Annotated in this window: 27 protein-coding genes and 3 pseudogenes; 10 read left to right on the top strand and 20 right to left on the bottom strand. The window is 70.8% G+C overall.

Features of this window, described 5'->3' with window-relative positions:
- Positions 1-4: 4 nt before the first annotated feature.
- The 5 genes and pseudogenes from ABZ078_RS41125 to ABZ078_RS41105 form a co-directional block, all read right to left on the bottom strand.
- Positions 5-94 (bottom strand): annotated as a pseudogene (locus tag ABZ078_RS41125) (NAD-dependent dehydratase); the annotation flags it as partial.
- Positions 70-594, bottom strand: a pseudogene (locus ABZ078_RS41120) (Tn3 family transposase); the annotation flags it as partial. The pseudogenes ABZ078_RS41120 and ABZ078_RS41125, both read right to left, overlap by 25 nt.
- Positions 595-667: 73 nt before the next feature.
- The gene (locus ABZ078_RS41115; protein ID WP_356583648.1) at positions 668-2,560 is read right to left on the bottom strand and encodes a copper resistance protein CopC; all 1,893 of its coding nucleotides are present in this window, start codon (positions 2,558-2,560) and stop codon (positions 668-670) included.
- Positions 2,561-2,797: 237 nt separating this feature from the next.
- Positions 2,798-2,998 (bottom strand): hypothetical protein, encoded by a 201-nt coding sequence (locus ABZ078_RS41110; protein ID WP_356583647.1) that lies wholly within the window; start codon positions 2,996-2,998, stop codon positions 2,798-2,800.
- Positions 2,999-3,027: 29 nt separating this feature from the next.
- Positions 3,028-3,168 carry a hypothetical protein gene (locus ABZ078_RS41105; RefSeq protein ID WP_356583646.1) on the bottom strand — a complete coding sequence of 47 codons (141 nt, stop codon included), beginning with the start codon at positions 3,166-3,168 and terminating at the stop codon, positions 3,028-3,030.
- 174 nt (positions 3,169-3,342) lie between these two features.
- Between ABZ078_RS41105 and ABZ078_RS41100 the strand changes: the two genes are divergently transcribed.
- The 4 genes from ABZ078_RS41100 to ABZ078_RS41085 all read left to right on the top strand — a co-directional run bounded on the left by ABZ078_RS41100 (position 3,343) and on the right by ABZ078_RS41085 (position 5,255).
- Positions 3,343-3,873, top strand: coding sequence for a hypothetical protein (locus tag ABZ078_RS41100; protein ID WP_356583645.1), 531 nt, complete (start codon positions 3,343-3,345; stop codon positions 3,871-3,873).
- Between the two features lie 139 nt (positions 3,874-4,012).
- Complete coding sequence (locus ABZ078_RS41095; RefSeq protein WP_356583644.1) at positions 4,013-4,270, top strand: SHOCT domain-containing protein; 258 nt, start codon at positions 4,013-4,015, stop codon at positions 4,268-4,270.
- Between the two features lie 356 nt (positions 4,271-4,626).
- The gene (locus ABZ078_RS41090; RefSeq protein ID WP_356583643.1) at positions 4,627-5,010 is read left to right on the top strand and encodes a cupredoxin domain-containing protein; all 384 of its coding nucleotides are present in this window, start codon (positions 4,627-4,629) and stop codon (positions 5,008-5,010) included.
- Positions 5,007-5,255, top strand: a complete 249-nt coding sequence (locus ABZ078_RS41085) for a heavy-metal-associated domain-containing protein (RefSeq protein WP_356583642.1) — start codon at positions 5,007-5,009, stop codon at positions 5,253-5,255. Before ABZ078_RS41090 ends, ABZ078_RS41085 begins: the two co-directional genes overlap by 4 nt.
- A gap of 107 nt (positions 5,256-5,362) precedes the next feature.
- Here the strand turns inward: ABZ078_RS41085 and ABZ078_RS41080 are convergent, their stop codons facing one another.
- The gene (locus ABZ078_RS41080; protein WP_356583649.1) at positions 5,363-7,570 is read right to left on the bottom strand and encodes a heavy metal translocating P-type ATPase; all 2,208 of its coding nucleotides are present in this window, start codon (positions 7,568-7,570) and stop codon (positions 5,363-5,365) included.
- Positions 7,571-7,678: 108 nt separating this feature from the next.
- Between ABZ078_RS41080 and ABZ078_RS41075 the strand changes: the two genes are divergently transcribed.
- Positions 7,679-8,092 carry a heavy metal-responsive transcriptional regulator gene (locus tag ABZ078_RS41075; RefSeq protein WP_356583641.1) on the top strand — a complete coding sequence of 138 codons (414 nt, stop codon included), beginning with the start codon at positions 7,679-7,681 and terminating at the stop codon, positions 8,090-8,092.
- Positions 8,080-8,478 (top strand): annotated as a pseudogene (locus ABZ078_RS41070) (cation transporter); the annotation flags it as partial. The gene ABZ078_RS41075 and the pseudogene ABZ078_RS41070, both read left to right, overlap by 13 nt.
- A gap of 148 nt (positions 8,479-8,626) precedes the next feature.
- Here ABZ078_RS41070 and ABZ078_RS41065 read toward each other — a convergent pair.
- Positions 8,627-8,782, bottom strand: a complete 156-nt coding sequence (locus ABZ078_RS41065) for a hypothetical protein (protein WP_356583650.1) — start codon at positions 8,780-8,782, stop codon at positions 8,627-8,629.
- Between ABZ078_RS41065 and ABZ078_RS41060 the strand changes: the two genes are divergently transcribed.
- Complete coding sequence (locus ABZ078_RS41060) at positions 8,726-9,334, top strand: hypothetical protein (protein ID WP_356583640.1); 609 nt, start codon at positions 8,726-8,728, stop codon at positions 9,332-9,334. The two genes, ABZ078_RS41065 and ABZ078_RS41060, sit on opposite strands and share 57 nt — an antisense overlap.
- Here the strand turns inward: ABZ078_RS41060 and ABZ078_RS41055 are convergent.
- From ABZ078_RS41055 to ABZ078_RS41005, 11 genes are all read right to left on the bottom strand, one after another.
- Positions 9,222-10,445 carry a nitric oxide synthase oxygenase gene (locus ABZ078_RS41055; RefSeq protein ID WP_356583639.1) on the bottom strand — a complete coding sequence of 408 codons (1,224 nt, stop codon included), beginning with the start codon at positions 10,443-10,445 and terminating at the stop codon, positions 9,222-9,224. The two genes, ABZ078_RS41060 and ABZ078_RS41055, sit on opposite strands and share 113 nt — an antisense overlap.
- Before the next feature lie 194 nt (positions 10,446-10,639).
- Entirely contained in the window at positions 10,640-11,314 is a 675-nt protein-coding gene (locus ABZ078_RS41050; RefSeq protein WP_356583638.1) for a sterol desaturase family protein, read from the bottom strand.
- Positions 11,311-12,153, bottom strand: a complete 843-nt coding sequence (locus ABZ078_RS41045; RefSeq protein ID WP_356583637.1) for an SDR family oxidoreductase — start codon at positions 12,151-12,153, stop codon at positions 11,311-11,313. Before ABZ078_RS41045 ends, ABZ078_RS41050 begins: the two co-directional genes overlap by 4 nt.
- 48 nt (positions 12,154-12,201) lie before the next feature.
- Positions 12,202-12,735, bottom strand: coding sequence for a flavin reductase family protein (locus tag ABZ078_RS41040; RefSeq protein ID WP_356583636.1), 534 nt, complete (start codon positions 12,733-12,735; stop codon positions 12,202-12,204).
- Positions 12,732-13,220: an SRPBCC family protein gene (locus ABZ078_RS41035; RefSeq protein WP_356583635.1), complete on the bottom strand. Its 489-nt coding sequence runs from the start codon at positions 13,218-13,220 to the stop codon at positions 12,732-12,734. Before ABZ078_RS41035 ends, ABZ078_RS41040 begins: the two co-directional genes overlap by 4 nt.
- Position 13,221: 1 nt before the next feature.
- Positions 13,222-14,508 (bottom strand): aminotransferase class III-fold pyridoxal phosphate-dependent enzyme, encoded by a 1,287-nt coding sequence (locus ABZ078_RS41030; RefSeq protein ID WP_356583634.1) that lies wholly within the window; start codon positions 14,506-14,508, stop codon positions 13,222-13,224.
- Positions 14,505-15,578 carry an SDR family oxidoreductase gene (locus tag ABZ078_RS41025; RefSeq protein WP_356583633.1) on the bottom strand — a complete coding sequence of 358 codons (1,074 nt, stop codon included), beginning with the start codon at positions 15,576-15,578 and terminating at the stop codon, positions 14,505-14,507. Before ABZ078_RS41025 ends, ABZ078_RS41030 begins: the two co-directional genes overlap by 4 nt.
- Positions 15,579-15,755: 177 nt before the next feature.
- Entirely contained in the window at positions 15,756-16,886 is a 1,131-nt protein-coding gene (locus ABZ078_RS41020) for an acyl-CoA dehydrogenase family protein (RefSeq protein ID WP_356583632.1), read from the bottom strand.
- A gap of 307 nt (positions 16,887-17,193) precedes the next feature.
- Positions 17,194-19,455: an MMPL family transporter gene (locus ABZ078_RS41015; RefSeq protein ID WP_356583631.1), complete on the bottom strand. Its 2,262-nt coding sequence runs from the start codon at positions 19,453-19,455 to the stop codon at positions 17,194-17,196.
- A 180-nt stretch (positions 19,456-19,635) separates the two neighbouring features.
- A complete protein-coding gene (locus ABZ078_RS41010) occupies positions 19,636-21,057 on the bottom strand; it encodes a HAMP domain-containing sensor histidine kinase (protein WP_356583630.1) in 1,422 nt (473 codons plus the stop codon).
- 55 nt (positions 21,058-21,112) lie between these two features.
- A complete protein-coding gene (locus ABZ078_RS41005; protein WP_356583629.1) occupies positions 21,113-21,781 on the bottom strand; it encodes a response regulator transcription factor in 669 nt (222 codons plus the stop codon).
- A 343-nt stretch (positions 21,782-22,124) separates the two neighbouring features.
- Here ABZ078_RS41005 and ABZ078_RS41000 point away from each other — a divergent pair, with 343 nt between their 5' ends.
- Together ABZ078_RS41000 and ABZ078_RS40995 are read left to right on the top strand one after the other, a co-directional pair.
- Complete coding sequence (locus tag ABZ078_RS41000) at positions 22,125-22,349, top strand: hypothetical protein (protein ID WP_356583628.1); 225 nt, start codon at positions 22,125-22,127, stop codon at positions 22,347-22,349.
- Entirely contained in the window at positions 22,346-22,501 is a 156-nt protein-coding gene (locus tag ABZ078_RS40995; RefSeq protein ID WP_356583627.1) for a hypothetical protein, read from the top strand. Before ABZ078_RS41000 ends, ABZ078_RS40995 begins: the two co-directional genes overlap by 4 nt.
- A gap of 393 nt (positions 22,502-22,894) precedes the next feature.
- Here the strand turns inward: ABZ078_RS40995 and ABZ078_RS40990 are convergent, their stop codons facing one another.
- On the bottom strand, positions 22,895-23,491 hold the full coding sequence (locus tag ABZ078_RS40990) for an isoprenylcysteine carboxylmethyltransferase family protein (protein WP_356583626.1): 597 nt from the start codon (positions 23,489-23,491) through the stop codon (positions 22,895-22,897).
- Between the two features lie 5 nt (positions 23,492-23,496).
- Positions 23,497-24,123, bottom strand: a complete 627-nt coding sequence (locus ABZ078_RS40985) for a class I SAM-dependent methyltransferase (RefSeq protein ID WP_356583625.1) — start codon at positions 24,121-24,123, stop codon at positions 23,497-23,499.
- A gap of 45 nt (positions 24,124-24,168) precedes the next feature.
- Here ABZ078_RS40985 and ABZ078_RS40980 point away from each other — a divergent pair.
- Positions 24,169-24,522: metalloregulator ArsR/SmtB family transcription factor (locus ABZ078_RS40980; protein ID WP_356583624.1), on the top strand; the 354-nt coding region annotated here is incomplete at its 3' end.

Raw genomic sequence — 24,522 nt, 5'->3', positions numbered from 1 at the left:
AACGTCAGTTTCCCGCCACCGACTTCACCGCCACCGACACCGGAGCAGACCCGCTGATCAGTTCGAGTGTCAGGCCGGCCGTCGCCGGGGTGTCGTCTCGACGGCGTCCGGGTCCCGGAAGGGGCGCAGGCCCCGGCCGGGGCCGCTGACCGTGATGTTGAACAGGCAGCGGCCCAGGAAGTCGATGTGCCGGTTCTTGAGCGGCGAGAGCCGGGCGACATCCTCGTCCGTGATGTCGTGACCCCCGGCGCGGAGCTGGGCGACGGCCGCGTCCAGGCAGCGGGTGGTCCACAGCACCACGGCGTTGAGGACCAGGCCGAGGGCGGCGAGCTGGCCCTCCTGGCCCTCGCGGTACGCCTGGCGGATCTGGCCCCGGCCGCCGTGGCAGATCGCGCGGGCCAGGCGGTGGCGGGACTCCTGCACGGTCAGCTGCCGATTCATCAGGCGGCGGTAGGTGTCGTCGACCGGGTCGACCAGGGCGAGCAGGTGCATGGTCTTGTCGATGCGGTCGTACTCGGCGAACGCGGCGCCGAGCGGGGTGGGGTGGCCCTCGCGGCCGAACATCCGCAGCAGGTCGTAGGCGCGGACCGTTCCCCTGCTGTCGTAGCCGGGGCGCCGGGTGGCTGGCAGACCCGCACCGAATGCCTGGCGGTGGGCCCGGGGTCGGTCAGTGTTCGTGGTCTTCGTCGGGTTGGTCGGGTTCGGGGTAGACGAAGGTGCGGGTGACGAGGTGGTAGGGGGCGGTCAGGGTCTCGTGGAGGATGCGGCCGTCGGCGGCGAGGGTGAGGGTGAGCTGGGTGTGTTCGGCCGGGAAGGCGAGGGCGAGGCGGCGGTGTCCGTTGTCGTCGGGCAGGTGGGTGGTGACGGGTGCGGTGCCGCTGCTGTACGGCTCGGAGGCGAGGAACTCCTCACCGGTCAGGGGCAGTTGTTGGAGGTCGCCGAGGCCGCGGGCGGTGTTGCTGGTGCCCAGTTCGTGCAGGGTGACGTCGGGGACTTTCCTCATGACGGCGACGGCCTCGCGCAGCAGGACGGCGTCCGGGCGCGGCGGCCAGGTGATGGTCAGCCCGGCGCGGCCGCCGGTCCATCCCTCGGCGGAGGCGGTCAGCGTCAGGCGGCTGGTGCCCTTCTGCCAGGGGACGGGGGTGTAGAAGCAGCCGGTGCCGCAGCCGCGCAGCTTCAGGGCGCGGCGGGTGCCGAGCGGATCGGCGAGGGCGGCGGACAGGGCGTAGGACTGCTGGGCGGGGTCGCCGCCCCGGGGTGCGGTCAGGTCGATGATGAGCTGTCCGGTGCTGGCTTCGGCGCTGATGCCGATCTCTCCGGCGCGGGTTCCGGCCGGTACCACGGGGCCGTCGACGGGGGGCGCGAAGGGCAGTGGCCGGTCGGCGTCCGCGGGAGCCGGCAGCACGGTGAGGGTGGCGGACAGGGTGAGGACGGCGGCGAGCACGCCGGTCTCGGCGCGGGCCGGGCGGTGGGCGGATGCGGCGGTGCGGCGCAGGCGCCGTCGGGCGATGCATGCGAGGGTGGCGGCGGCGGCGACCAGGGCGAGTTTGCCGAGCAGAACCTGGCCGTAGGTGGTGGTCAGGTCCTCGAGGGGGACCAGCAGCAGGGCGGCGATCAGTCCGGTAGCGACGACGGCGGCGAACAGCCAGGCGGCCCAGCGGGCGTAGGCGAGCAGCAGCGCGCGGGCGGCGGCGCGTTCACCGCGCCAGGCTCTGATGGTGCGCAGCACGTGCACCAGGGTCCCGGCCCACAGCGCGGCGGCCAGCAAGTGGACGAAGGTCAGCGCGGGTCCGGCGACGGCCTGTTGGGCCTGCGGATGGGCGCGCAGCGCCTCGGCGACCAGGACGGCGGCCAGCGGCACAAGAGCCCAGGTGGGTCGACGTGTGAGCACGGCCACCGCTGCCAGGGCGAAACCGGCGACCTCCACCAGGGCCAGCACCCCAGGCCGGGTGTTGAGCAGGGACGCCAGGGAGCCGCCGCCGGCCTGGAGGGCGGCCAGGGCGAGGGCGGTCGCGCACCCGGTCAGGGCTGTGGGCAGCATCCAGGGGCGCGGGCCGCGGGCGGGCGCGGCTCGGATGCGGGCGGCGAGGCGGTTCGTGGCGAGTTCGCCGAGATGGAGGGCGAGCGCGGTGAACAGCAGCCAGCGCATCACCGCCATGGGGGTGGCGTCCTGGGCGGCGGTGGCCTGTCCGGCGCCGAGGGCGACGGTGCGGGGGCCGACGGCGAAGCGGTAGCTGCCGGTCATGATGTCGCCGTCGCGAGCGGTCACCTGCCAGTCGACGGTGTGGGCGCCCTCGGCCAAGCGGCTTCGGACGGGGGCGGTGAGGGTCCGATCGCCCCGGCTGAGTGCGGGTGTGCCGAGTTCCGCGGCCGGTTTCAGGCGCACGGTGCTCCCGCTGCGGGCCACGGGCTGGTCGAAGACGAGCACCAGCGAGGTGGGCGAGTCGGCCACCGTGGCGTCCGCGGCGGGGCTGGTGAACAGCAGCGTGGCGTGCGCCGAGGCGGACGGGGCGGAGCCGAGCAGGGCGGCGAGCGCGAGCAGGAGGGCGGCGAACAGCACTCCGGCCGCCCGGTGAAGGGGCGGCCGGACCCCACAGGCGGGGCGCGGGGCCGGAGGGTCACGGTTCGATGGTCCCCGGTCCCCGCCCGGGCGCGGCAGCCGGGTCCGCCTTGCTGCGCTCCGTGCGCCGGCGCGGGGCTGGCGCGCAGCCGCCGTGCCGCGGCATCGGGCGGATGCAGCACCCGTAGGTGAGGGCTGTGGCGAGCACGGTCGCGGCCAGGGCAGGCCACAGGCCGGTCATGCGGAGGAGCCCTTGCGCAGATCGGTCTTCGGGGCCTGCTCGCCGCGCAGCGCCTCAACCTCCTTGCGCAGGCGGGCCGGCTCCTGCTCCTGGGCGGTGGTGGGGGCAGGGTGTCTGCCGCGCATCATGAACCACATCATCAGTCCCATGCCCACGGGACAGGCCAGCGCGGGCAGCAGATACAGCAGGCTTTCCATCGATCGGGCCTTCGGGTGGTGCGGATCGGTCAGTGGACCTTGGTCATGGGGTGCCCGGAGCAGCAGGTGGGGTTCTGGTTCCCGCCGCGGCCGGGATCCGCGCTCTGAGTCACGGTGATCTCGCAGCCGCACTGGCCGCACCGATACACCTCTCCTGTCACCAGTGCCATGACGGGACCTCCTGGGTGGTGCTTCGTCCCCGCGCCCACGACGCTAGAACCTTCCCCCAGGGGCAAAGTCAAGGACGGCGCCCTCGCCGCTTGGTGGGGAGTGGAGCGGTTCTTCCGCAAACGTCGACCTCTGTCCTTGAGCCCCTTGCAGCTCCTGGGAAGGCAGGGTGACGCATGCCCCGCACCCCTCCCAGCAACGCAAGGCAGGGCCGCCGCGCCCGGGCCGTACGACCAACGCCGTGGAGCGCCCCCGCCGATCCGGTCGCGCGGGTGAAGGCGGCGGGGATGCCGATGCTGGGCGCGGAAGGCATGGTGGAGCATCTTCACGTCCACCTGGACGTGATCGTGCACGGCAAGCCGGTGGACGTCCCGGCGAACATCGGCGTCGATCTGCGGGCGCAGCAGATGGGCCCGCTGCACACGCACGAGGCGAGCGGTGTGATCCACATCGAGTCCGCGCTCAAGGCCGCCTTTTCCCTCGGGCAGTTCATGACCGAGTGGGATGTCGCCCTCACTCAGGATCCGATCGGCGCGCTCAAGGCCGATGGCGGCAACAGCCTGCGTGCGTACGTCAACGGCGAGCCGCACACTGGCAACCCGGCCGGGATCCTGTTCCAGGACCACGACGAGATCGCGATCGTCTACGGTCCGGCGGGCCAGACGGTGGACGTGCCCAGCAGCTACAACTGGCCAGAGGGCCAGTAGACGCCGCCCGTCCGGGGAGGGGCGCTGCCGGACGGGTCGCGACGGCGGAGGCGACCGCGATGCATCCAATAAAACCGCTGCAGGCTGAGGGCGCCTGCCTTCCGCTAGGGTGAAAAGTGGTGATGTAACCATGTGTGGCGTGATGAATGGCACGATGAGCGGCATGGGCGCCTGGATGTTCCTCTGGGGCCTGGTGGGGCTTGTCTTCCTGGCGCTGGCCATCATCGGCCTGGTGTGGCTGGTCCGCCTCCTGATCCGGAACGCGGCAAGCAAGAACACGACGAGCAGGCCCGCCGACGCCGACGCCCCGCAGGACATCCTGCGACGTCGTTATGCCGCCGGTGAGGTCGACGAGGAGGAGTACCTGCGCCGGATGTCCGGGCTCGGTCAGAGGTGATCAGGTCTCGCCGAAAAGCACGGGGCTTTGCCATGTCCGCAGCGATCCAGGGGACCTGATATCCACGGTGGTCCCCTGGCCGCGGATGAAAGGGCCCGGGTCTGTCTGGCTGCCGTCCTGGCGCCGCGTCCTCCTGCTGAAGGAAGGCATCCGGGGCTGCGGTCGCGTACGTACGGGGCCGTGACAGCAGTGGGTGATGGCCGGCTTCGTGCTGGGCATCGCCCCGCTCTTCGCCGCCCTCGGCTACCTCTTGCGCCGTTCCAGCCGGGCCCTGTCCGGTCGCCTGGGCATCGCCACCGGCGTTGTGGTGCTGACCGTGGCGGCCTGGACCATCGGCTCCGGACTCCAGGCGGCGGATGGGTCTCCTTCGGCACCGGTTCCACCACCGCGGCGGCCGCGCCCGCTCCCTCGGACGCCTCCAAGGACGCCACGGGGCGGCGGACGGGCCGGTACGCATCGACGCCTCCGGCCGGCAGGTGATCACCCTGACCGTCACCGACTTCTACGTCCCCACCCAGTTCACCGCCAAGGCCGGCGTGCCGACCACGCTGGTCCTGCGCGGCAAGGACTCCGGCGGCTGCGCCCGCGCCTTCACCATCCCCGAACTCGGGGTCCAGGAGATGGTCAAACGCAACGGCGACACCACAGTCGACCTGGGCACCCGCACGGCGGGCGCGCTGCGTTTTTCCTGCGCCATGAGCATGCAGACCGGCACCATCTTCCGGGGAGATGCCGCATGAGGCTTTTCAACCGCCGCAAGAACACCGAGGCCGGCGCGCAGGTGCTCCACATCGAGGGCATGCACTGCACCAGCTGCGGCCTGCTCATCGACGACGAACTGGAAGACATCCCCGGCGTGCGTTCCTCCCGCACCGACGTGGCGCCGGACACACCACCGTCCGCCTGGAGGAAGGCGCCGACGTCGACCACGCGGTCCTCGTCGCGGCAGTGCAGCAGGCCGGCGACTGCACCGCCCGCCGACTGACTCGACCGCGCCAAGGCGGGCACACAGCCCCGGCCGGAGGGCCGGCCGGGGCATCCTCGAGGTGAAACGGCGGACACCGTTCCTGTCCGTCGTCACATGCCGGGAGCTCAGTGGCCGTTGGCGGACTGGAACCGGCGCAGCCGAAGGCTGTTGGAGACCACGAACACCGAGGAGAACGCCATCGCCCCACCGGCGATCATCGGGTTGAGCAGGCCCAGCGCGGCCAGCGGCAGGGCGGCGATGTTGTAGGCGAAGGCCCAGAACAGATTGGCCTTGATCGTACGCAGGGTCCTGCGGGCCAGCCGGATCGCGTCCGCCGCCGCCCGCAGGTCCCCGCGGACCAGGGTCAGATCGGATGCGGCGATTGCGGCATCGGTGCCGGTGCCCATGGCCAAGCCCAGGTCGGCCTGGGCAAGGGCGGCCGCGTCGTTGACGCCGTCGCCGACCATCGCCACCACCCGGCCCTGCCGCTGAAGGCGTTCGACCTCAGCGACCTTGTCCTCGGGATGCACTTCGGCGATCACCTCCTCGATGCCGACCTCAGCCGCCACCGCGCGGGCGGCGGCGGTGTTGTCACCGGTCAGCAACACAGGAGTCAGCCCCAGGCGCTTGAGGTGAGCCACCGCCTCGGCGCTAGTCGCCTTGACGGTGTCCGCCACCACCAGCGCGCCGCGCACCTGCCCGTCCCAGGCGGCGAAGACCACCGTACGGCCCTCGGCTTCAGCCTCCTTCGCAGCCCGCACCAGCTCCTCGGGCAGCTCCTGGCCCTGCTGCTCCAGCCACGCGGTCCGGCCCGCCCGCACGAGGTGGCCCTCGACCTGCCCAGTCACGCCACGGCCCTGAGTGTTGGTAAAGCCGGCCACGGCGGGCAGCGCGCCCAGCCGCTCGCGGGCGGCGTGGGCGATGGCGGCGGCGATCGGGTGTTCGCTGGCGTCCTCCAGGGCGCCGGCCAGCCGCAGCACCTCCTCCCCGTCCTCCCCGTCGGCCGCTACGACGCCGACCAGGCGCATCTTCCCTTCGGTGACGGTGCCGGTCTTGTCCAACACGGCGGTGTCGATCCGCCGGGTCGACTCCAGCACCTCCGGCCCGCGTATCAGCAGCCCCAGCTGCGCGCCGCGTCCGGTCCCCACCATCAGCGCGGTGGGCGTGGCCAGCCCCAGCGCGCACGGGCAGGCGATGATCAGCACGGCGATCGCGGCCGTCAGCGCGCTCGATACCGGAGCTCCGGTCAGCAGCCACACCCCGAACGTGCCCGCGGCCAGGGCGATGACGACCGGCACGAACACCGCCGAGATCCGGTCCGCCAGCCGCTGCACCGCCGCCTTGCCTATCTGCGCCCGCTCCACCAACGCGGCGATCTGCGCCAGCTTCGTCTCCGCCCCCACCCGGGACGCGCGCACGATGAGCCGACCGTGGCTGTTGACGGTGGCACCGGTGACCGGCGAGCCGGGCTCGACCTCCACCGGCACGCTCTCCCCGGTCAGCAGCGACTCGTCCACCGCCGAGGCGCCCTCGACGACCTCCCCGTCCGTGGCGATCTTCTCCCCGGGACGCGCCACGAACAGATCCCCGACCACCAACTCCTCGACCGGGATGCGCACCTCCATCCCGTCGCGCAGCACCGCGACGTCCTTGGCACCCAGGTCCATCAGCGCCCGGATCGCCTCCCCGGCCCGCCGCCTGGCCCGCGCCTCGAAGAACCGCCCGGCCAGCAGGAACGCCGCCAGCACGACGGCGACCTCCAGATACAGGTGCTCCCCGCCTGCGGCCAGGGTGCCCGCGCTCCACAGGTAGGCGGCCAGCACACCCAGCGAGACCAGGGTGTCCATCGTGGCCGAGCCATGCCGCACATTGACCGCCGCCGCCCGGTGAAACGGCCACGCCCCCCACGCCACCACCGGCGTCGCCAGCGCGAGCGCGACCCACGGCCAGCCCGTGAAGTGCAGCGCGGAGATCATCGACACGACCACCACGGGCAGGCCGAGCAGCGCCGAGACGATCAGGCGGCGCCGCAGCCCGGCAATGTGTGCCTGCTCGGCGTCGACCGCCTCACCTTCCTCCGGCTCCGGCGTACCGGTCCCGGCCGGCTCGGCGCCGTAGCCGATGGCCTCCACGGCGGCGACCAGCTCGGCCACCTCCACCGCCGGATCCTCACAGGTGACGTGCGCGGTCGCGCTCGCCAGGTTGACCGTCGCGCTCACCCCGGGCAGTCTGCCCAGCTTCCGCTCGACGCGCGCCACGCACGAGGCGCAGGTCATCCCCGTGATCGCCAGCTCTATGGGGCGGCCGGTGCCGGTCTGTGTCGTCGTGGACATGCGCCAGATCCCTTCCCCATCCGTGCTCATGTCCGCACGCTAAAACCTTGCCCTTAGGGCAAGGTCAAGCCGACACTGGAGCCCCACCCCCGCGAACGGAGCCGTCCCATGCTCACCGTCGGCCGCATCGCCGCCCAGGCCGGGCTCAGCCCCAAGGCCGTCCGCCTCTACGAAGCCAACGGCCTCATCGACCCGCCGGAACGCACCCCCGCCGGCTACCGCACCTACACCGACGACGCCATCCCCGTCCTCGGCTTCATCCGCCAGGCCCAGGCCCTGGGCCTCAGCCTGAAAGAAATCAAGGACATCCTCGACCTCCAGCGCCGCGGCGAACAACCCTGCGGCCTCGTCACCGACCTCCTCGACAAACACCTCGCAGACATCGACCGCCGCATCGCCGACCTCCAAGCCCTCCGCACCACCCTCCAACGCGCCCGCACCCAGGCCGACCAGGCCGCCGACCACGGCGACACAGCCGTGGTGTGCCGCATCATCGAAAACGTCATCCCGTCCGCGTCCTGACCGGCGCGGGCGAGGCCGAGCGGTCGATCCCCGGCATCGTCCTCGCCGCTCTCTCCCTGGCCGTGATGCCGCCCCTCTCCGCAGCCCAGCGCAAGGCCGGGCATGAACTCGGCTCCGCCTCCGCAGTGACTGACTCCGAGCAGACCCTGCTGTGCACCTACCTCTCCGCCGTCCTCCTGGCCGGCCTGGTGCTCAACGCCACCCTCGGCTGGTCCTGGGCCGACCCGATCGCCGCCCTCGTCATTGCCGCCGTAGCCGTCACGGAGGGCCGCGACGCCTGGCAGGGCAAGGGCTGCTGCGCGGCCCCCGCCACCGCGGCGGTGCCGTCGGCCAACGCAGAAGCGGACGCGTGCGGCTGCCGCCCCGGATGCGACTGCTGCAACTGACCTCCACAGACGGCAGAGGGCCCCGTCGACCCAGGCCTCCTGCCGTTCAAGATCAATCTCACCGATAACCGCTGTTCCAGTCCCGAAAGCGCCGCCAATCGCATCTGATGCGAACCCGCGATGGTTTGTGCATCGTTGCAGGCGAGGGCTAGATCACCTCTCTGACCAGCGAGATCAGACGTCTGTCTCCCCCCGGACCGTAGAACTCGCCGCCGGTGTTGCTCCGCTGCTGGTCGTCGGGTTGCCGGTGGCCGTTGCCGCTGCGCTTGCTCTGGCCGTTGCCGTGCAGCTGCTCCTGCAGCATTCCAACGCCGACTACCGTGTGGGGGCGCTGCGGTACGTGCCGTCACTGAACGAAGGACACCGCTCCCACCACCTGAAACGGGGAGGTGTCGGAGACGTCAACTTCGGGCTGTTCACGCTGGTGTGGGATCGGCTGCTCGGCACGTATTCCTTCGACCCCGATCGGCGATTCTCCACCGACGACCTCGGCATCGCGGCAAACCCTCTTACCCGGCCGGTTACCTGGCACAGCTCTCGGAGCCGTTCCGTTCTCGCAGCGCCTGCACCGCCTGCACCGCCTCTGCTGAGGACCGCAGCGAGAACTATGGGTCAGCGTCATAAGGAACCGTGGCGCGTGCGACGGGCCTTCAGAAGGACGCCAAACCACTGTCTGCGGTCTCGCTGGTGTACGCGGGCCCTTGGAGGCCAACGGACTAGTCAGTGCCCTCTTCGGGAGGCGGTCAGCCGTGGCCGAAGGGGCATCCGCCCTTGCCGCGGGCCTTGGCGTCGTCGTCGAGGTAGAAGTTGGGGCGCTGGTCGGCCTCGTCGTAGTAGCGGTGGAACACGGGGGTGATCCCGCCGGAGACGGGGGGCACGATCCAACTCCAGTCGGCGGGGACGGTGCGGCCGTGCCGTTCTTCCTTGGCCAGGTGGGTCAGGAAGTGCTGAGACTCAGTGTGATGGTCGCTGATCTTGATGCCGGCCGTGTTGAAGGAGTGCAGCACGGCGACATTGAGTTCGACCAGGGCGCGGTCGCGCCACAGGGTGGTTTCGCTGCTGGTGTCGAGTCCGAGGTGTTCGGCGATGACCGGCAGCAGGTTGTACCGGTCGGTGTCGACGAGATTGCGGGCGCCGATCTCGGTGCCCAGGTACCAGCCGTTGAACGGGGCGAGGGGATAGTCGATGCCGCCGATGCGCAGCCGCATGTTGGAGATGGCCGGGACGGCGTGCCAGCGCAGGCGGAGGGCGGCGAAGTCCGGACGGTCGGGGTGGGTGAGGTGGACCTCGAGCACGGCGTCGGAGGGAACGTCGAACAGCTCGGGCTTGTCCTGGTCGGTCTCGATGACCCAGGGCAGCACGTCCCAGGCGCCGCCGGGGGCCTGCCAGCCGAGGCGCCGTACGGTCTCGGTGAAGTCCGCGTAGGCAGGGTCGCCGGTGATGGAATCGTCGTCCTGGCGGTAGCCGGCGTAGCGGATGAGCTGGTCGTTCCACACCCGTGGTGCCCGGCTGTCGGGTGTGTCTGGGGCGAAGATGGAGATGACAGGGCGGATGCGGCCGCCGTTGGTGGCCTGGTGCAGGTGCTCGACGAGGTGCTGGTTGATCTCTTCGGCGCTGGTGGCATCGCGCCGGTCGAGGACGCGCAGGCTCTTCCAGTACAGGCGGCCGATGCAGCGGCTGGAGTTGCGCCAGGCGACGCGGGCGCCGAAGACCAGCTCTTCTTCGGTGTGGGTGTAGGTGCCCGTCTCGTCGATCTGCGTGCGGATCTGCTGCAGGCGCGCCGGCAGCGGTACCGCCTGGTCGGGGTGCTCGTCATGGTGCAGACGGACGAACTCCTCCGCCTCGTCCCGGTCGGCTGCGCGGCTGCGCGGAGGTTCGGCGGACAGGGGCCGGGGCGGCGACGTGCCGGAGTCGGGCGTGTCGGTGTCGAGGGTGAAGACGCGGGCCAGGAGTGTTTCGGAGTTCATGGGTTCCTCGCGGGTGGCGTTCGGCTCCGGCAGGTGGCCCGGGAGGCCCTGGGCGGCCGGACGTGCTGTGACGCGGGGGTGAGGCGCGGTCACCCGCGCGGTGGGCATCGACGACTTCGGGGGTAAGCCGCGCTCCGCAGGGGTGCCCGCGCCCGTCATGGGGTGCCGGTCAGGTGCCGGACCGGTCGGATGGTTCAGGCGGCCTGGCCGCCCGTTCCTGCTGCACTCGTGCTCGTTTGCCGGGCGATGGAGGTGCCGAACAGCTCGTCCCAGTAAGGGGCGGAGATGCCGAATCCCTTGGTGTCGTCGCGGAAGTGGTGGCGCATGTGCAGCGAGCGCAGGTGCCGCATCAGGCGGTTCTTGGGCGTGGCGAGGTGCAGGTAGAGGTGGAACAGGTCGTAGGTGAGGTAGCCGAAGGTGTAGCCGGCCCCGAAGATCAGCGGCAGGGAGCCGAGCCCGGAGGCGAGGTAGATCGTTCCGCCGACCATGGGGATGCTCAGCAGCGGGCTGAGGATGGAGCGCCGCGCGTCCTTGGGGTAGTCGTGGTGGATGCCGTGCAGGATGTAGTGCAGGCGCGCGCCGAAGCCCTTTTCGGGCTCGTAGTGCAGCACGATGCGGTGGCCCCAGTACTCCGACAGGGTCCAGGTCAGGTAGCCGGCCGCCGCCCACCCCGTGAGGGCCCAGCCGCCGGCCTCACCGAGGGAGAGCCACACGCAGACGGCCATTACCGGGGTGAACACGGCGACGGTGGTGGCGGGGTGGACGTGGATGAGGTGGTCCAGCCAGCGCCAGCCGACGACGGCGGGCGCCTTGCCGCGCTGGTTCGCGCCCTTGTAGTTGCTCGGCCGGGCGGGTGTCTGAGAGGTCACGCCCCCGCTCCTTCTGCTGTGGGGACCTTCACCCGCGTCTCGTAGGCGACCCGGGCCTGGTAGTCCGTGGTGCGCAGCAACTGGTCGGCCTTGAGGAAGCGCCCCATCGCGTCCCGCCACGGCTGGGGCAGCAGGAACAGCGAGCGGGTGACCGGGTTCGTCCAGCCGGGCACGTACCGGTTGTAGACCGGGTGGCGGGCGGTGCGCAGCACGGACTTGGCGATGTCTTTGGGGGTGAGCAGGGGCACGAAGCGGCCCTTGCCGACGCCGGAGGTCAGCTCGGTCTGGGCGGGGATGGGCAGGATGATGGACAGGTCCACGCCGGAGCCGCGCAGTTCGGCCCGCACGCCCTCGGACAGGCCGACGACGCCGTGCTTGGCGGCCGAGTAGGTGGCGCAGCCGGGCAGGCCGATCATGCCGACGGCGGAGACCATATTGATGATGTGGCCCCGGCCGCGGGCCCGCATCGGACCGATGGCGGTCTTCATGCCGTTGAGGGTGCCGAGCAGGTTGACGCCGAGCTGATGGGCGGTGTCTTCGGCGGACTCGTCCTCGAACCGTCCGACGATCATCTCGCCGGCGTTGTTGACGAAGATGTCGATCTTGCCGAGGTCGCCCTCGACCGTCTGCCAGAACGTCTGGACACTGTTCGGATCGGTGACGTCGAGGGGGTAGGCGTGGGCCCCGATGTCGGCTGCGACCTTGGCCGCGACGTCGTGGTTGCGGGCGCCGATAGCGACCTTGGCGCCTTGGGCGATGAACAGTTCGGCGGTGGCGCGGCCGATGCCGCGGCTGCCGCCGGTGATGGCGACGACCTTGTTCTTGATGTCCCTGGGCACAGGGTCCTCCTGATGTCGCGTGTGATCGGTGAGACGAGGCGGGGGCGGTCAGGCGAGGATGCGGAAGGTGCGGTTGTGCCAGATCAGTGGGTGGCCGCCGTGGTGGCCGAGCTGACGCACCCGGGCGGTGAGGATGGTGTGGTCCCCGCCCGGGTAGGCGGCCTGCACGTCGCACGTCAGCCAGGCCAGCGCCTCGTCCAGCACGGGCAGCCGGTCGACGAGGCGGTGGGCGGTGCCGGCAAACCGGTCGGCCTGGTCCACGCTGCGGTCGGCGAACCGCTTGGCGAGATGGGCCTGCTCTTCGCACAGCACGTTGACCGCGAAGGCCCCGGTGGCGCGGATACGGGCCAAGGTGCGGCTGTGGTTGTCCGCGCAGGCCAGGATCAGCGGCGGGTCCAGGGACAGCGAGCACACGGCGCTGGCCGTCATGCCCGCCGCCCCGCTTCCGTCGGCATCGCTGGTGGTCAGCACGGTCACCGCGGTGGGCAGCTGGGCGAGCAGGTCCTTGAACCGCTGCGCGGTCACCAAGCCTGCCGCACCGTCCACCTCGGGCGGCTGGGCGGTGGTGAGGGAGCCGGTCACGGCGTGTCCGCGGTGGCGGGCGCCGGTACGGGTTCGGAGGCGGTGAGGGTGATGTGGTCCCCGAGCAGGCCGCGCAGGATGAGGCTGATGGCTTCGCCGAGGGCCTGGCAGGCGATCGGGTTGATGATCGCGGCCAGGCTGGGCATGCCGAGGTCGAAGGTGGCGGTAAACCGTACGGTGACCGCGCCGTCCGGGTGGCTGTAGACCTTCCAGCTGCCGTCGAAGGTGTCGAAGTCGCCGTCGGTCTGGGTGAAGTCGATGGACAGGTTGTCCGCGTCGATGCGGTCGCGCTCGGACCAGCACAGGATGCCGTTGCGGAAGTTCACCGACCAGTCCGAGTCCAGGGTGTCGCCGCCGGTGTCGGTGACGGTCACCTCGCGCACGGCGTCGGTGTACTTCGGGTAGGCGGCGAAGTCCCGCACTCGGTCGAAGACGTCCGCGGCGGTGGCGTCGGGTATGAGGGCGTCGAGTGTCACCTGGAGCATGTCAGCGTGTCCCCTTCATAGAAGCGGTCGTACGGGTCAGGGCGGTGGCCGCGGAGGTGAACGCGCGGCTGATCCAGTCCAGATCGGCGGGCGTGAGCACCGCGGGCGGAGTCAGGCGCACGACCCGGTGGGCGTTGAGGGAGTGGTTGACGAGCAGCCCGGCTTCCAGCAGGTGCAGGACGAGCTCACCGGCCGCGCCTTCGTCGCGCATCTCGATGCCGATCAGCAGCCCGCGGCCGCGGATGTCGCGCACTACGTCGCCGGACAGCGGCGCGAGCGCATCGTGGAGACGATCCAGCAGCTCTTCACCAAGCATGCGGGCACGCTCCACCAGGTCCTCGTCGCGGATCGCGGTGACAGCGGCCGCGGCCGCGGCCATGGCGACCGGCGAGGCGGCGAAGGTGGAGGTGTGCAGGTAGGGGTCCTTGTCGAACGGCGCGTACGCCTGGGGTGTGGCGACGGCCGCGGCGACCGGGATGACGCCGCCGCTGAGGTTCTTGCCGACCAGCAGCACATCCGGGCGCACACCCTCCGCGTCGGCGCCCCACCAGGTGCCGAGCCGGCCGAGCCCGGTCTGGATCTCGTCCAGGACGAACATCGCACCGTGCTCGGCGCACAACCGCTGCACGCGTGCCAGGTATCCGGGCGGTGGCAGGACGGCGCCGCCCTCGCCCTGCACGGGTTCGAGGATCACGCAGGCCGGCCCGCCGCCGGCCAGCGTCCGCTGAAGGGCGTCGGCGTCGCCGTAGGGGATGTGTTCGGCCGGCAGCAGCGGCCGGAACGGGTCCTGGTAGAGGGGTTTGGCCGTGACGGCAAGAGCGCCGGTGGTCTTGCCGTGGTAGCCGCCCACGGCGGAGATCAGCCGGTGCTTGCCGTGCGCACGCGCCAGCTTGATCGCGGTCTCGGTGGCCTCGGCACCGGAGTTGACGAAATGCACCCGCTCCAGGCCGGGCGGAGTCACTGCGGCGAGCGCCGCGGCCGCGCTGGCGGCGGCGGGCTCCAGGAGGAGCCGGGTGGCCATGGGATGCCGCTGGATCTGATCGATCACCGCGTCGACCACACGGGGGTGGCGGTGGCCGAGGAGGAAGACCCCGTATCCGCCGCAGTCCAGGTACTCCTTGGCGTCCGCGTCCCACACGCGGCTGCCTTCCGAGGCGACCTCCATGGCCGCGCCGGTCAGTGACGCGAGGCGGGCGCGGCCCTTGCTCAGGTGGCGCCGGTAGATGCCCAGTACCTCAGCGGCCGACAGATCCGAGGCGGGCGGCGCCGGCAGGGTCAGCTCGCTCATGCCACGACCTGCGCAGTCTCGAGCGCGGGTGTCGGGGCGGGGCGGACCATGCCCTTGGCCCGGGCCATGTAGGTGACCGAGGCGCGCAGCGCGGACTCGAGGTCGCTGCTGCTGAGCGCGGCGGGCAATCCCGTCTGGCCGAGGCTGTTGGGGAAGACATGCCCGTGGGCGAACAGAGCGGTCATGGCGAGCATGTCGTCGAAGCGGCGCCGGGCCCTGGGGTGCAGGTTGGCGATGAACACCGGCCGGATCAGACGGTCGACCATCTCCGGGCCCACCATCCGCGGGCGCGGCGCGTCCAGACCCAGCTCGTCCGCGGTGGCGGCGATGACCTCCAAGGCCCGGTCGGTGCTCAGCGCATTGGTGCCGGCGGTGATCCACACCTCGCCCTCGCGGCGGCCCTGCCGGATCAGACCGGCGATCGTGGCCGCGACCACGTCCTGCGGCACGAAGTCCACGGGCGAGTCGGCCGGAATGGGAACGAGCGGCAGCAGGCCGCGCAGAAGCCCGTGGATGATGCCGTGCATGCCCTGGAACGCGGAGATCGCTCCGGTGGCGGCGTCCCCGATCACCACCGACGGACGGACGATGACCGCCGGGATGCCGGCCGAGCGCACTACATCCTCCCCGGCCCGCTTGGAGTCGAGATAGTCCTCCGGGCGGGCGGTCGCGTCCCCGTGGTCCTGACCCATCTGGGCGCGGGTCAGGTCGGTGCGGTCCACGAACGCGGTCGACACGTGATACATCACGGCGTCGGCGTCCGCGGCGAGTTGCACCATCTGCCGGGTGCCGGCCGCGTTGAGGGCGTGGGTGGCCTCGGGGCCGCTGGAGAAGCCGGTGATGGCCGCGCAGTGCACGACTGCGTCGACACGGGAGGCAAGGCGCTGGTAGGCAGCCTGGTCGAGACCCAGACGCGGCGCGGTCAGGTCTCCGACGAGCTGTTCGTCGGCACCGGGCGCAGGGGTGCGGTGGATCAGGGCGATGACGTGGCAGTCGGACAGCTGGGGCAGCAGCGCGCTGCCCAGGACACCGGACGCGCCGGTGAGCAGAACAGTGGGACCAAAGGGCACGATCGAGCACCTCACGAAGAAGGTCAGCGGACGTACAGGGCATCGATGGGCAGGCAGGCTCCGGCGTCCCCGGGCAGCGGTGGCACGGCTTCACGGCACGGCGAAGCCCAGCCCGGAGTGGGACGCGACAGAGGAAGGGGGCGGGGCGATAGATGCAGAGCTGAACGAGCCGGGGATTCAGGGAATGCGCAGCGGTGCCTGGCCGGCGAAGTACTCGGCCAGCGGCGCGGCCATGCGGGCACGGGACGGCGGGTGGAAGGCCAGCGCGCGGCAGGCGGAGTTGAGGTAGGCGACGTCCGGCGAGCCGATGAATGCCATCCCGCCCAGCGTCTCCACGGTCACCGACAGCACGCGGCTGATTGTGTCCTGCGCGGCGTACCGGCACACCAGGGACCGTGCCAGGGTGTCCTGACTGATCCCGCTCGCAGCGTCGGCAGCGAGCCCTTCCAGGGTGAGCACGGCGGTTTCGACGGAAGCGACCGCGTCGGCTCTGACCGCGGCGTCCGCCCGGTCGTTGAGGAGAAGTCGCTCGACGAGGGCGGATGCCGCGCCGAGGTAGCTGGCGGTCATGAGGGCTTCGAACCAGACGAAGCCGACCGTTTGCAGTTGGTCGAGTCGGCCGTCCGCGGTGACGTCGGTGCGCACCAGCAGCTCGGCCGGCACTTCGACGTCGTCGAGGACGACTTCGTCGCTCTCGGCGCCGGCCAGGATCGGGCTGCCCCAGAACGGTTTGACGGACACCCCGGGTGCGTCGGCGGGGATGAGGGCGATGGCGAGTTGCTCGGTGCCGTCCGGGCCCGGCAGGGGCAGGGAGGCGGTGAGCAGGTTCATGGAGCGGGCCAGGCTGCAGGGCTTCTTCGACCCGCTGAGGAACACCTTGTCGCCCTCGGTGCGGGCGGTCAGGGCCGGGTTGAGGATGCCCTGGCCGGTACGGCCCTCGGCGAAGCCGGAGGCGAGCAGCAGGTTGTCCTTGGCGATCGCCGCGAGCAGCATCCATTCCATGCCGCTGCTGGTGGCTGCCGTCTCGACCAGGGACGCCACGGAGAAGTGGTGCATCGTGGTGGCCACCGCCAGCGACGGCGAGCGGGATCCGAGCCCGCGCTGGACACGGAGGGCGGTGAGCAGGTCCGCGCCCTTGCCGCCGTGCTCGGTGGGCACCAAAAGGCCCGGCCCGCCGGCCTCGGTGAACAGCTTCACCCCTGGGCCGCCGGCCGCCTCCAACTCCGCCAGGGGCGTTGCGGCCAGGCGCTCGTCAAGGCCGGGCAACAGTGCTTCGACGATGGTGCGTTCACGCTGCAGATACCGCATGGACCGGGTCCCCCGCCTGGTTGCGTTGACATGTATCAACCGCTGCGGCACCCCCTACGGGAAGTGCAGGTCAAGTGTCTTCAGCGGCATTGCCAACGCTATGAGGTGCATCTGCAGCACTCGTGCAGCGGAAATGCAGGTTCCGCTCATGAGTTCGACACGATGGGTTGTGAGGTGCTCTGCAGCGGAAACCACCGCTCCGTGCACACACCCAATCGCCGGGCGGGAAGGAACCCGCCGGCTCATGGCGGCGGGGGCCGGGCATCATGCCCGGCCCCCGCCCTGGGTGGTGTGCGGAAGGTGCTGTCTAGTCGTCGAGTCCGATCTTCTGGTGCAGGCGCGCTAGCGGGCGGGGAGCCCACCAGTTGGCGCGTCCGGCCAGGCGCATGAATGCCGGTACGAGGATGCCGCGCACGAGTGTGGCGTCGACGATCACGGCGAGCGCGAGGCCCACTCCCAGGAGCTTGAGCGGGGTGAGCCCGGAGGTGGCGAAGGCGAGCAGGACGGTAGCGACCAGCGCGGCGGCCGCGGTGACTAGTCGGCCGGTGCGCTCGAGCCCCCAGGCGACGGCCGAGATGTTGTCCCCGGTGCGGTGGTACTCCTCCTTGATCCTCGAGAGGAGGAAGACCTCGTAGTCCATGGACAAGCCGAAGGCGACGCAGAACATCAGAATCGGGGTGTCGATGTCGAGCATGCCGGTGACGGTGAAGTCACCGACGAGCCAGCGCAGATGGCCGTCCTGGAAGACGTAGACCATCGCCCCGAAGGTGGCCGTGAGGCTGAGCAGGTTCAGCACGATGGCCTTGAGCGGGATGAGCAGGCTGCCGGTGAACAGGAACAGCAGTACCAGCGTTGAGGCGGCGATGATCCCCAGCGCCCAGGGCAGCTTGTCGCCCAGGGTGGCCTTGGAGTCGACCAGCAGGGCGGCCTGGCCGCCGACGAGGACCGTGTCGGGTGCGGGCTGGGCGCGGACGGTGCCGACCAGGTCCATGCCGCGCTCGGAGTACGGCTCGGTTTCGGAGACCACCGACAACCAGGTGCCCTTGTCCGCCTTGAACCGGTCGGAGGCCGACCCGGGTGGGGCGACCTTCTGGCCTTCGCTGTAGGAACCGGTGAGTGCGTCGACGCGGGTGATGCCGGGCACGGTCGACAGCTGCTGGGCGTAGTCGGCCACCTTGGTGGACTGTGTCTTTGCGTCGATGGCGGGGAGGACAACGTTCAGGGGCGAACCCTCACGGTTGTCGAACTCCTCGCGCAGGACTTGGGCGCCTTGGTGGGCCGGCGAATTGGCGGGCAGGACACGGTCGTCGCTGTCGCCGAACTCGGCGCGGAGGAACGGCAAGCCGAGGGCCACCAGGACCGCGGCGATGGTGAGGGCGAACGGCAGCGGGCGGCGCATGACCGCCATCGCCAGCTTGTGCCAGAACCCTTCCCGATCGGTCAGCGCGGCGGCGGCCTTGGCGTTCCGACGGAAGAGGCGGCGCACATTGAGGGCATCGATGCGGCGGCCGAGGACAGCGAGCAGGGCAGGCAGGACGACGACGGACCCGAGCGCGGCCAGGATCACCACCGCAATGCCCGAGTAGGCGAAGGACCGCAGGTGATACATGGGGAAGACGAGCATCGCCGACAGGGACACGGCGACGGTGAGGGCGGAGAACAAGACCGTACGGCCGGCGGTGCGGACGGATTCGGCGATCGCCTCGTGCACGGTGCGTCCGCGGGCGAGCTCTTCGCGGTAGCGGGTGACGATGAAGAGGCTGTAGTCGATGGCCAGGCCCAGGCCGAGGGCCGTGGTGATGTTGACGGAGAACACCGACACCTGGACGACCATGTCGAGCAGCCGCAGGATCACGAAGGACCCGATGACGGCGAGGACGCCGACCGCGAGGGGGGTGCTGGCCGCCACGACGCTGCCGAACACGAGCAGCAGGATGATCAGCACGAGCGGCCCGGACAGCAACTCCGCCTTGGTGAGGTCTTCCTCGCTGCGCTTTTCGATCTCCATACGCACGGCGGTCACGCCGGTGGCGGTGACCTTCAGCGGACCGCGTTCGCCGACCACTTCAGGCACGATCCGGGCGGCGGTCTTGCGGACCTGGTCCTCGTCACCGGTCAGCCGCACCATGATCAGGCCCGTGGTGCCGTCCTTCGAGCGGAGGGTGGGCGCCTTGCCGAGCGTCCAGTAGGAGGCGGCCTGCACGACGCCCGGCTCGTCGGCGAGCCGCTCCGTCAGCGCTGTTCCTTCGCTGCTGATCGGGGCGGCGTCGATGTTCTCTTCGGCGGCGGCAATGAACACCAGGTGCGGGGAGCCGCCTTCGAAGCGAGTGTTGAGCAGTTCGTCGGCGCGCGCGGACTCGGAGGCGGGGACAGTGATGCCGCCTTCCGACAGGCGGCTTTCGACATCGGAGCCGAACGGTACGGCGACGACCAGGGCCGCCAACGTGACCAGCAGGACCCAAAGCCTGCGGCGGGCCAGCCAGCGGCCGATGCGCGCCAGGCCACGCGTCGATACGGGCGGAACGGTGTCGGGGGCGGTTTCGGTACGGGCGGTGGATGCGGAACCCACGCCTCCTCCTTGAGGTCAACAGGGGGCGCCCACGCGGGGAGGACGCGTACGAAGGGACAGGGAGAGGGGCCGGCCCGGCTTGGCCTGGCCGAGCTTGTTAGAACGGGCGTCAGCGTAGGAAGGCGTCGGTCAACGGCCGGGCAGCTCATATGCAGGAGAGGTACAAGGCACGGTCCGGGATCACCTCCGGCCGTCCTGCAGGAGAGGGATGCCGGCCTGCCGGCTGCCGCTTGGCGACCAGGCCGGAAGGAGTACCTCGGCGTGCAGCCCGCCTCCTGCTGCTTCTCGCAGGAGCACGCTGCCGTTGTTGGCGCGGGCGAGACTGGCGGCGATGGCCAGGCCCAGTCCGGACCCCTCACCCTCGATGGCCGTGGAGCCTCGCCAGAACCGGTCACAGGCACGGGCCCGCTCCACGTCGCTCATCCCGGGGCCCTCGTCGATGCACTGCACGGCGACGGTCTCGGCGTCCTGGACGAGCCGCAGCCACACCGTGCTGCCAGGGGGTGCTATCCGCACCGCGTTGTCGAGGAAGACATCAACGATCTGGTCCACCGTGCCCGCGACCGCTGCCGCCAGCGCCTCACCGTCACTGTCGATCGCGAGCGCTACGTGCCGCGGCTCGGCCGACAGGCGCCAGGACGCGACGCGTTCTTCGACCACGGCGAGTACATCCACCGGTTCGGCGCTCTGGGGACCGGACTCGGTCCGTGCCAGCAACAGGAGGGCGTTGAGGATGCCGGTCATCCGGTCCACTTCACCGATGGCCTGCTCCAGGCTGCGCGTCCCGCCCGCTCGCACGTGCGGTTCCATGTTCTCCAGCCGCAGTCGCAAGGCCACCAGTGGAGAACGCATCTGGTGTGAGGCGTCGGAGACGAAAGCCTTCTGCACCCTTACCTGCTGCTGAACCTGCTCGGCCAGGTGATTGAAGGTCTCGGCCAGCACCCGCAGATTTGGCGGCCCGAGATGGACGGGCACGCGAGCGCTGTGGTCACCTGCCGCGAACCGGCGCGCGGCACTCTCCAGGTACCGCACGGGGCGCAGAATCCAGCGGGCGAGGGGCTCGGCCAGGAACCCGCTCGCAGCCAGTGCGAGAGCTCCGATCACGGCGACGACCGCCCAGATCGTCCACTGCTTCAGCTCCAGATCGTCCAGCGCAGAGCACACCACCACTACGCCGACCAGCACCCCTTGGTGAAGCACCGGTACCGCGACGATCAGCTCGTTCGGGCGCTCGGAAACCTGCCGGTCGGCCGAATCGGTGAACTGGCCCCGGAGAGCCGCCTTCACCACCCTCTGGTCGGCCAGTTCGGCGGGCGTCAGCAAGCACAAGGCCCCTTCCACTGACTGTCCGCGGGCGTCGTAGACGTGGGCGCGGCCACCGGTGCGGTCCTGGTAGGCAGCGATGCTCTCCCGTAGAACATCCTGTTCCCGGCCCGTCAGAGCCCGTGCGGCAGTGGACGACAACTGCCGTGCCTCTACGGCGCGTGCATGGGCGAGCTCACGAAATGCCTCATCGCTGCGCTCCATGGCCAGCGGCAGCCCGAGCACGGCAACGACCGCCACCGGTAAGGCCACCAAGGCCGCAATCAGATGACGCCGCATTGTCTGTCCCCCTTATCCACCGCGGCAGAGCGGCATGAATCGTGTGCCGGCCTGGTCACGCCCGGTCGGGCAGGACCAGGCGGAACCCCACACCCCGCACCGACTCGATCCACTCCCGACCGCCGAGCTTGGAGCGCAGCGAGCCGATGTGAACGTCGAGCGTGCGCGTGGAGCCGTGCCAGTTCGGGTCCCAGACCTCGTTGATCAGATCCTCCCGGTGGCGCACCGCCCCCGGATCCGCAAGCAGCGCCGCCAGCAGATCGAACTCACGTCGCGTCAGGCGAAGGCGCTGTCCGTCCAGGGCGACCTGTCGAGTGCGCAGATCCACGGTGAGCGGACCGAACACGCACCCCTCTTCCTCACCAGCGCCCGGGGACGATGGCGTGGAGTGCACCCTGCGGGACACCGCCTCCATACGCGCCATCAACTCCCGCATGCTGTAGGGCTTGACCATGTAGTCGTCCGCCCCTGCCTGGAGCATCAGGACCCGGTCCAACTCCTCGGACCGGGCAGTGACGGCGATGATCGGCACAGTCGACGTCTCCCGGACCCGGCGGCACACCTCCTGCCCGTCTAGGTCCGGCAGTCCCAGATCCAGCAGAACGAACTCCGTACTCGGTGCCGCGTGAAGCGCCTCCACCCCGCTGGCGACCCAGTCGACATCGTGCCCGAATCGCTGCAGCGCTTCTGTCAGCGCCTCGGCGATCCGAGCGTCGTCTTCCACCACAAGAACCTGCATCTCCGCACCCCCCGATGCGAGCGGACTCGTCCCCCTGACGAGTCCGCTCGCATCGGATGCTAACGATGTAATCGGAATGGATGGATGAAACCGATGGGTAACCAGAGAATCTGCCAGCATTTCGCATCGCTGTGAGACGCTATCATCGTTTCCTGACGATGAATAGGCGGGTGACGATGCAGTCCACCGAACCAGTCAGCGCAGCCGATTCGTGCTCAGCCCCTACGGCGGCCGTCGCACTCTTCCGAGCACTCGGCGACCCCGGGCGACTGGCGATCCTGCGCCGGCTCGCGGAAGGCGAAGCCCGGATGACGGATTGGTGACCTGCGTGGGCCTGGCGCAGTCCACGGTCTGGGCGCCCCTGTCCTGCCTGCGCGACTGCAGCCTGGTCGACTCCCGCCCCCGGGGCCGGGCCTCCCTGTACTTCCTGGCCCGCCCGGAGCTGCTGGACCTGCTGGCCGCCGCCGAGCAGCTGCTCGCCGCGACCGGCGAGGCGGTGGATCTGTGCCCCACCTACGGCACCCACCCCGCCCCCGAGGGGCCCGCCCGATGAGTAGCCCGCCGTCCACCGCCGCCACGCCAAATGTGACCAGCCCCGCCGCGCCCCGCGCGGTCCGCTATGCGAAGTTCACAATCGGCTACAACGTCGTCGAGGACATCATCGCCATCTCCGCCGGCGCGCGGTCGCCGGGGCCGTGCCGCTGACCGGCTTCGGTATCGACTCCGGTATCGAGGGTCGCCGCCGCCGTGCTGGTGCTGGTGCGGCTGCTCGCTGAGATCAAGGGCGGCGAGCCGGATGAGGCCAAGGAACGCCGCGCGCCGAAGTTCATCGCCATAACGTTCTTCGCGCTCGCCGCGTAGGTCACCGTCGAGGGCATCCGTGATCTGGTCGGCGGCGAGCAGCCCGACACCTCCCTCATCGGGATCGTGCTGACCGGCCTGCCCAAGGTGATCATGCCGTGGCCAGCCCGAGCCAAGCGCAAGGCCGGGCGGCAGCAGCCTCGACCTCGGCCTCGCCGTGCCAGTCACCGTGCCCAGCCCGCGCGCCCCCGGGCGGCGAACGAGCTGGCCAGGCGCCACGCTGAACGCCGGAGCCGGTCAGCGCAGGCGGCCAAGACCGGGCACTAAGCGGCCGGTGCGGGCGGCGTACTGCCGCCACGCGCACCCGTGGATCCGGTCCAGGTAGGGCTCCTCGATCCGGCGGACCTGGAGCTCGTTGCCGATGAGCATGGCCACCAGGCCCACGGCGGCGAGGGCGTTGGGAACGGCGAGGGCAAGCCCTGCGGTCATCGCGGTCAGCGCGGCGTAGATGGGATTGCGCACCAGACGAAACGGACCGGAGGTGACCAGCGCCGGGCGCTCGCCCGGATCGACCGTGGTGCGCCAGGAGGCGCCCATGGCGAGCTGGCAGGCGAAGACTGCCGCGATGCTCAGCCCGGCCAGCAGCGCGCCGGCCACGCGCAGCGCGGGCCGGTCCAGGGCGGGCAGCGGGGCCAGGTCGAGAAGATCCGCCACCGGGGCCGCGACGCCGGTGGCGAGGCCGCCGAGCGCGCTGGCCAGCCGGGCGCACCAGTGGAAGACGCCAACCGGGCGCCGCACCCCGCTCTGGCCGGTGCGGCGCCGCTGGACGGCGATCCGCACCCCGCCGTCCAACAGGAGGAACACGGCGAACAGGACCAGGGCCGCGATCGCCATCGTGCTCACCCCCTGACCGGGTGCTTACGGGCGGCGCCGAGCAGGTAGTCGCCACGAATCTTCGTGCACGCCCCGTGGACGTCGAGCCCGTGGCGCGGGAGTTCGGCGAGGAAGTCGTCGGCGGTGAACCGGTCGTGCTGCGGATGCTCGAACAGCAGCCGGTACGAGGGGCGGGCCAGGGCGTGCGCGGTGACCTCGTCGAAGACGAACACCCCACCCGGCTTGAGCACGCGGGCGATCTCCGCGACGCCCGAGCGCCAGTCGGGGATGTGGTGGATGATCGCGAAGTCGAACGCCGCGTCGTACGTATCGTCCTCCGCGCCGAAAGCGGCCCTGAGGTCGGTGGCGTCGCCCACCGCCAGGCGGACCCGGCCCGGCCGGTCCACGAGACGGCGCCGGGCCTTGGCCACCATGCTCTCGTCCAGGTCGATCGCGTCGACGCGGGCGGCGCGGAAGCGGTCGAGGATCATCCGCGTGCCGTAGCCGGAGCCGCAACCGATCTCCACCGCCCGGGAGCCCGGCGGCAGCGGGCCGCCGGCCAGCCTCAGCAGGGCCGGGACCTCGTAGAAGCGTTGCAGCGCCCGGCGGACGGGACTGTCGACCGCCGCCTTCTCGATCCGGTTCATCAGCATGACGACCCCATAGATTGCATCGACTTCAACAGCTATCATCGCCCTATGACGATGAATAGCACGGAGGCCGCACCGGCGGCCACCACCTCATGCGGGGCGCCGTCGGCGGCGGTGGCCCTGTTCCGCTCGCTGGGCGACCCGGCCCGCCTGGCGATCCTGCGACGGCTCGCCGAGGGCGAGGCCCGGGTGACGGACCTGGTCGGCTGCGTGGGGCTGGCGCAGTCCACGGTCTCGGCGCACCTGTCCTGCCTGCGCGACTGCAACCTGGTCGACTCCCGCCCCCAGGGCCGGGCCTCCCTGTACTTCCTGGCCCGCCCGGAACTGCTGGACCTGCTGGCCGCCGCCGAGCAGCTGCTCGCCGCGACCGGCGAGGCGGTAGATCTGTGCCCCACCTACGGC

The sequence above is a fragment of the Streptomyces sp. NPDC006385 genome (genome assembly GCF_040612485.1).
In the GTDB taxonomy this organism is placed as follows: domain Bacteria; phylum Actinomycetota; class Actinomycetes; order Streptomycetales; family Streptomycetaceae; genus Streptomyces.
This window is presented reverse-complemented; position numbering and strand designations above follow the sequence as displayed.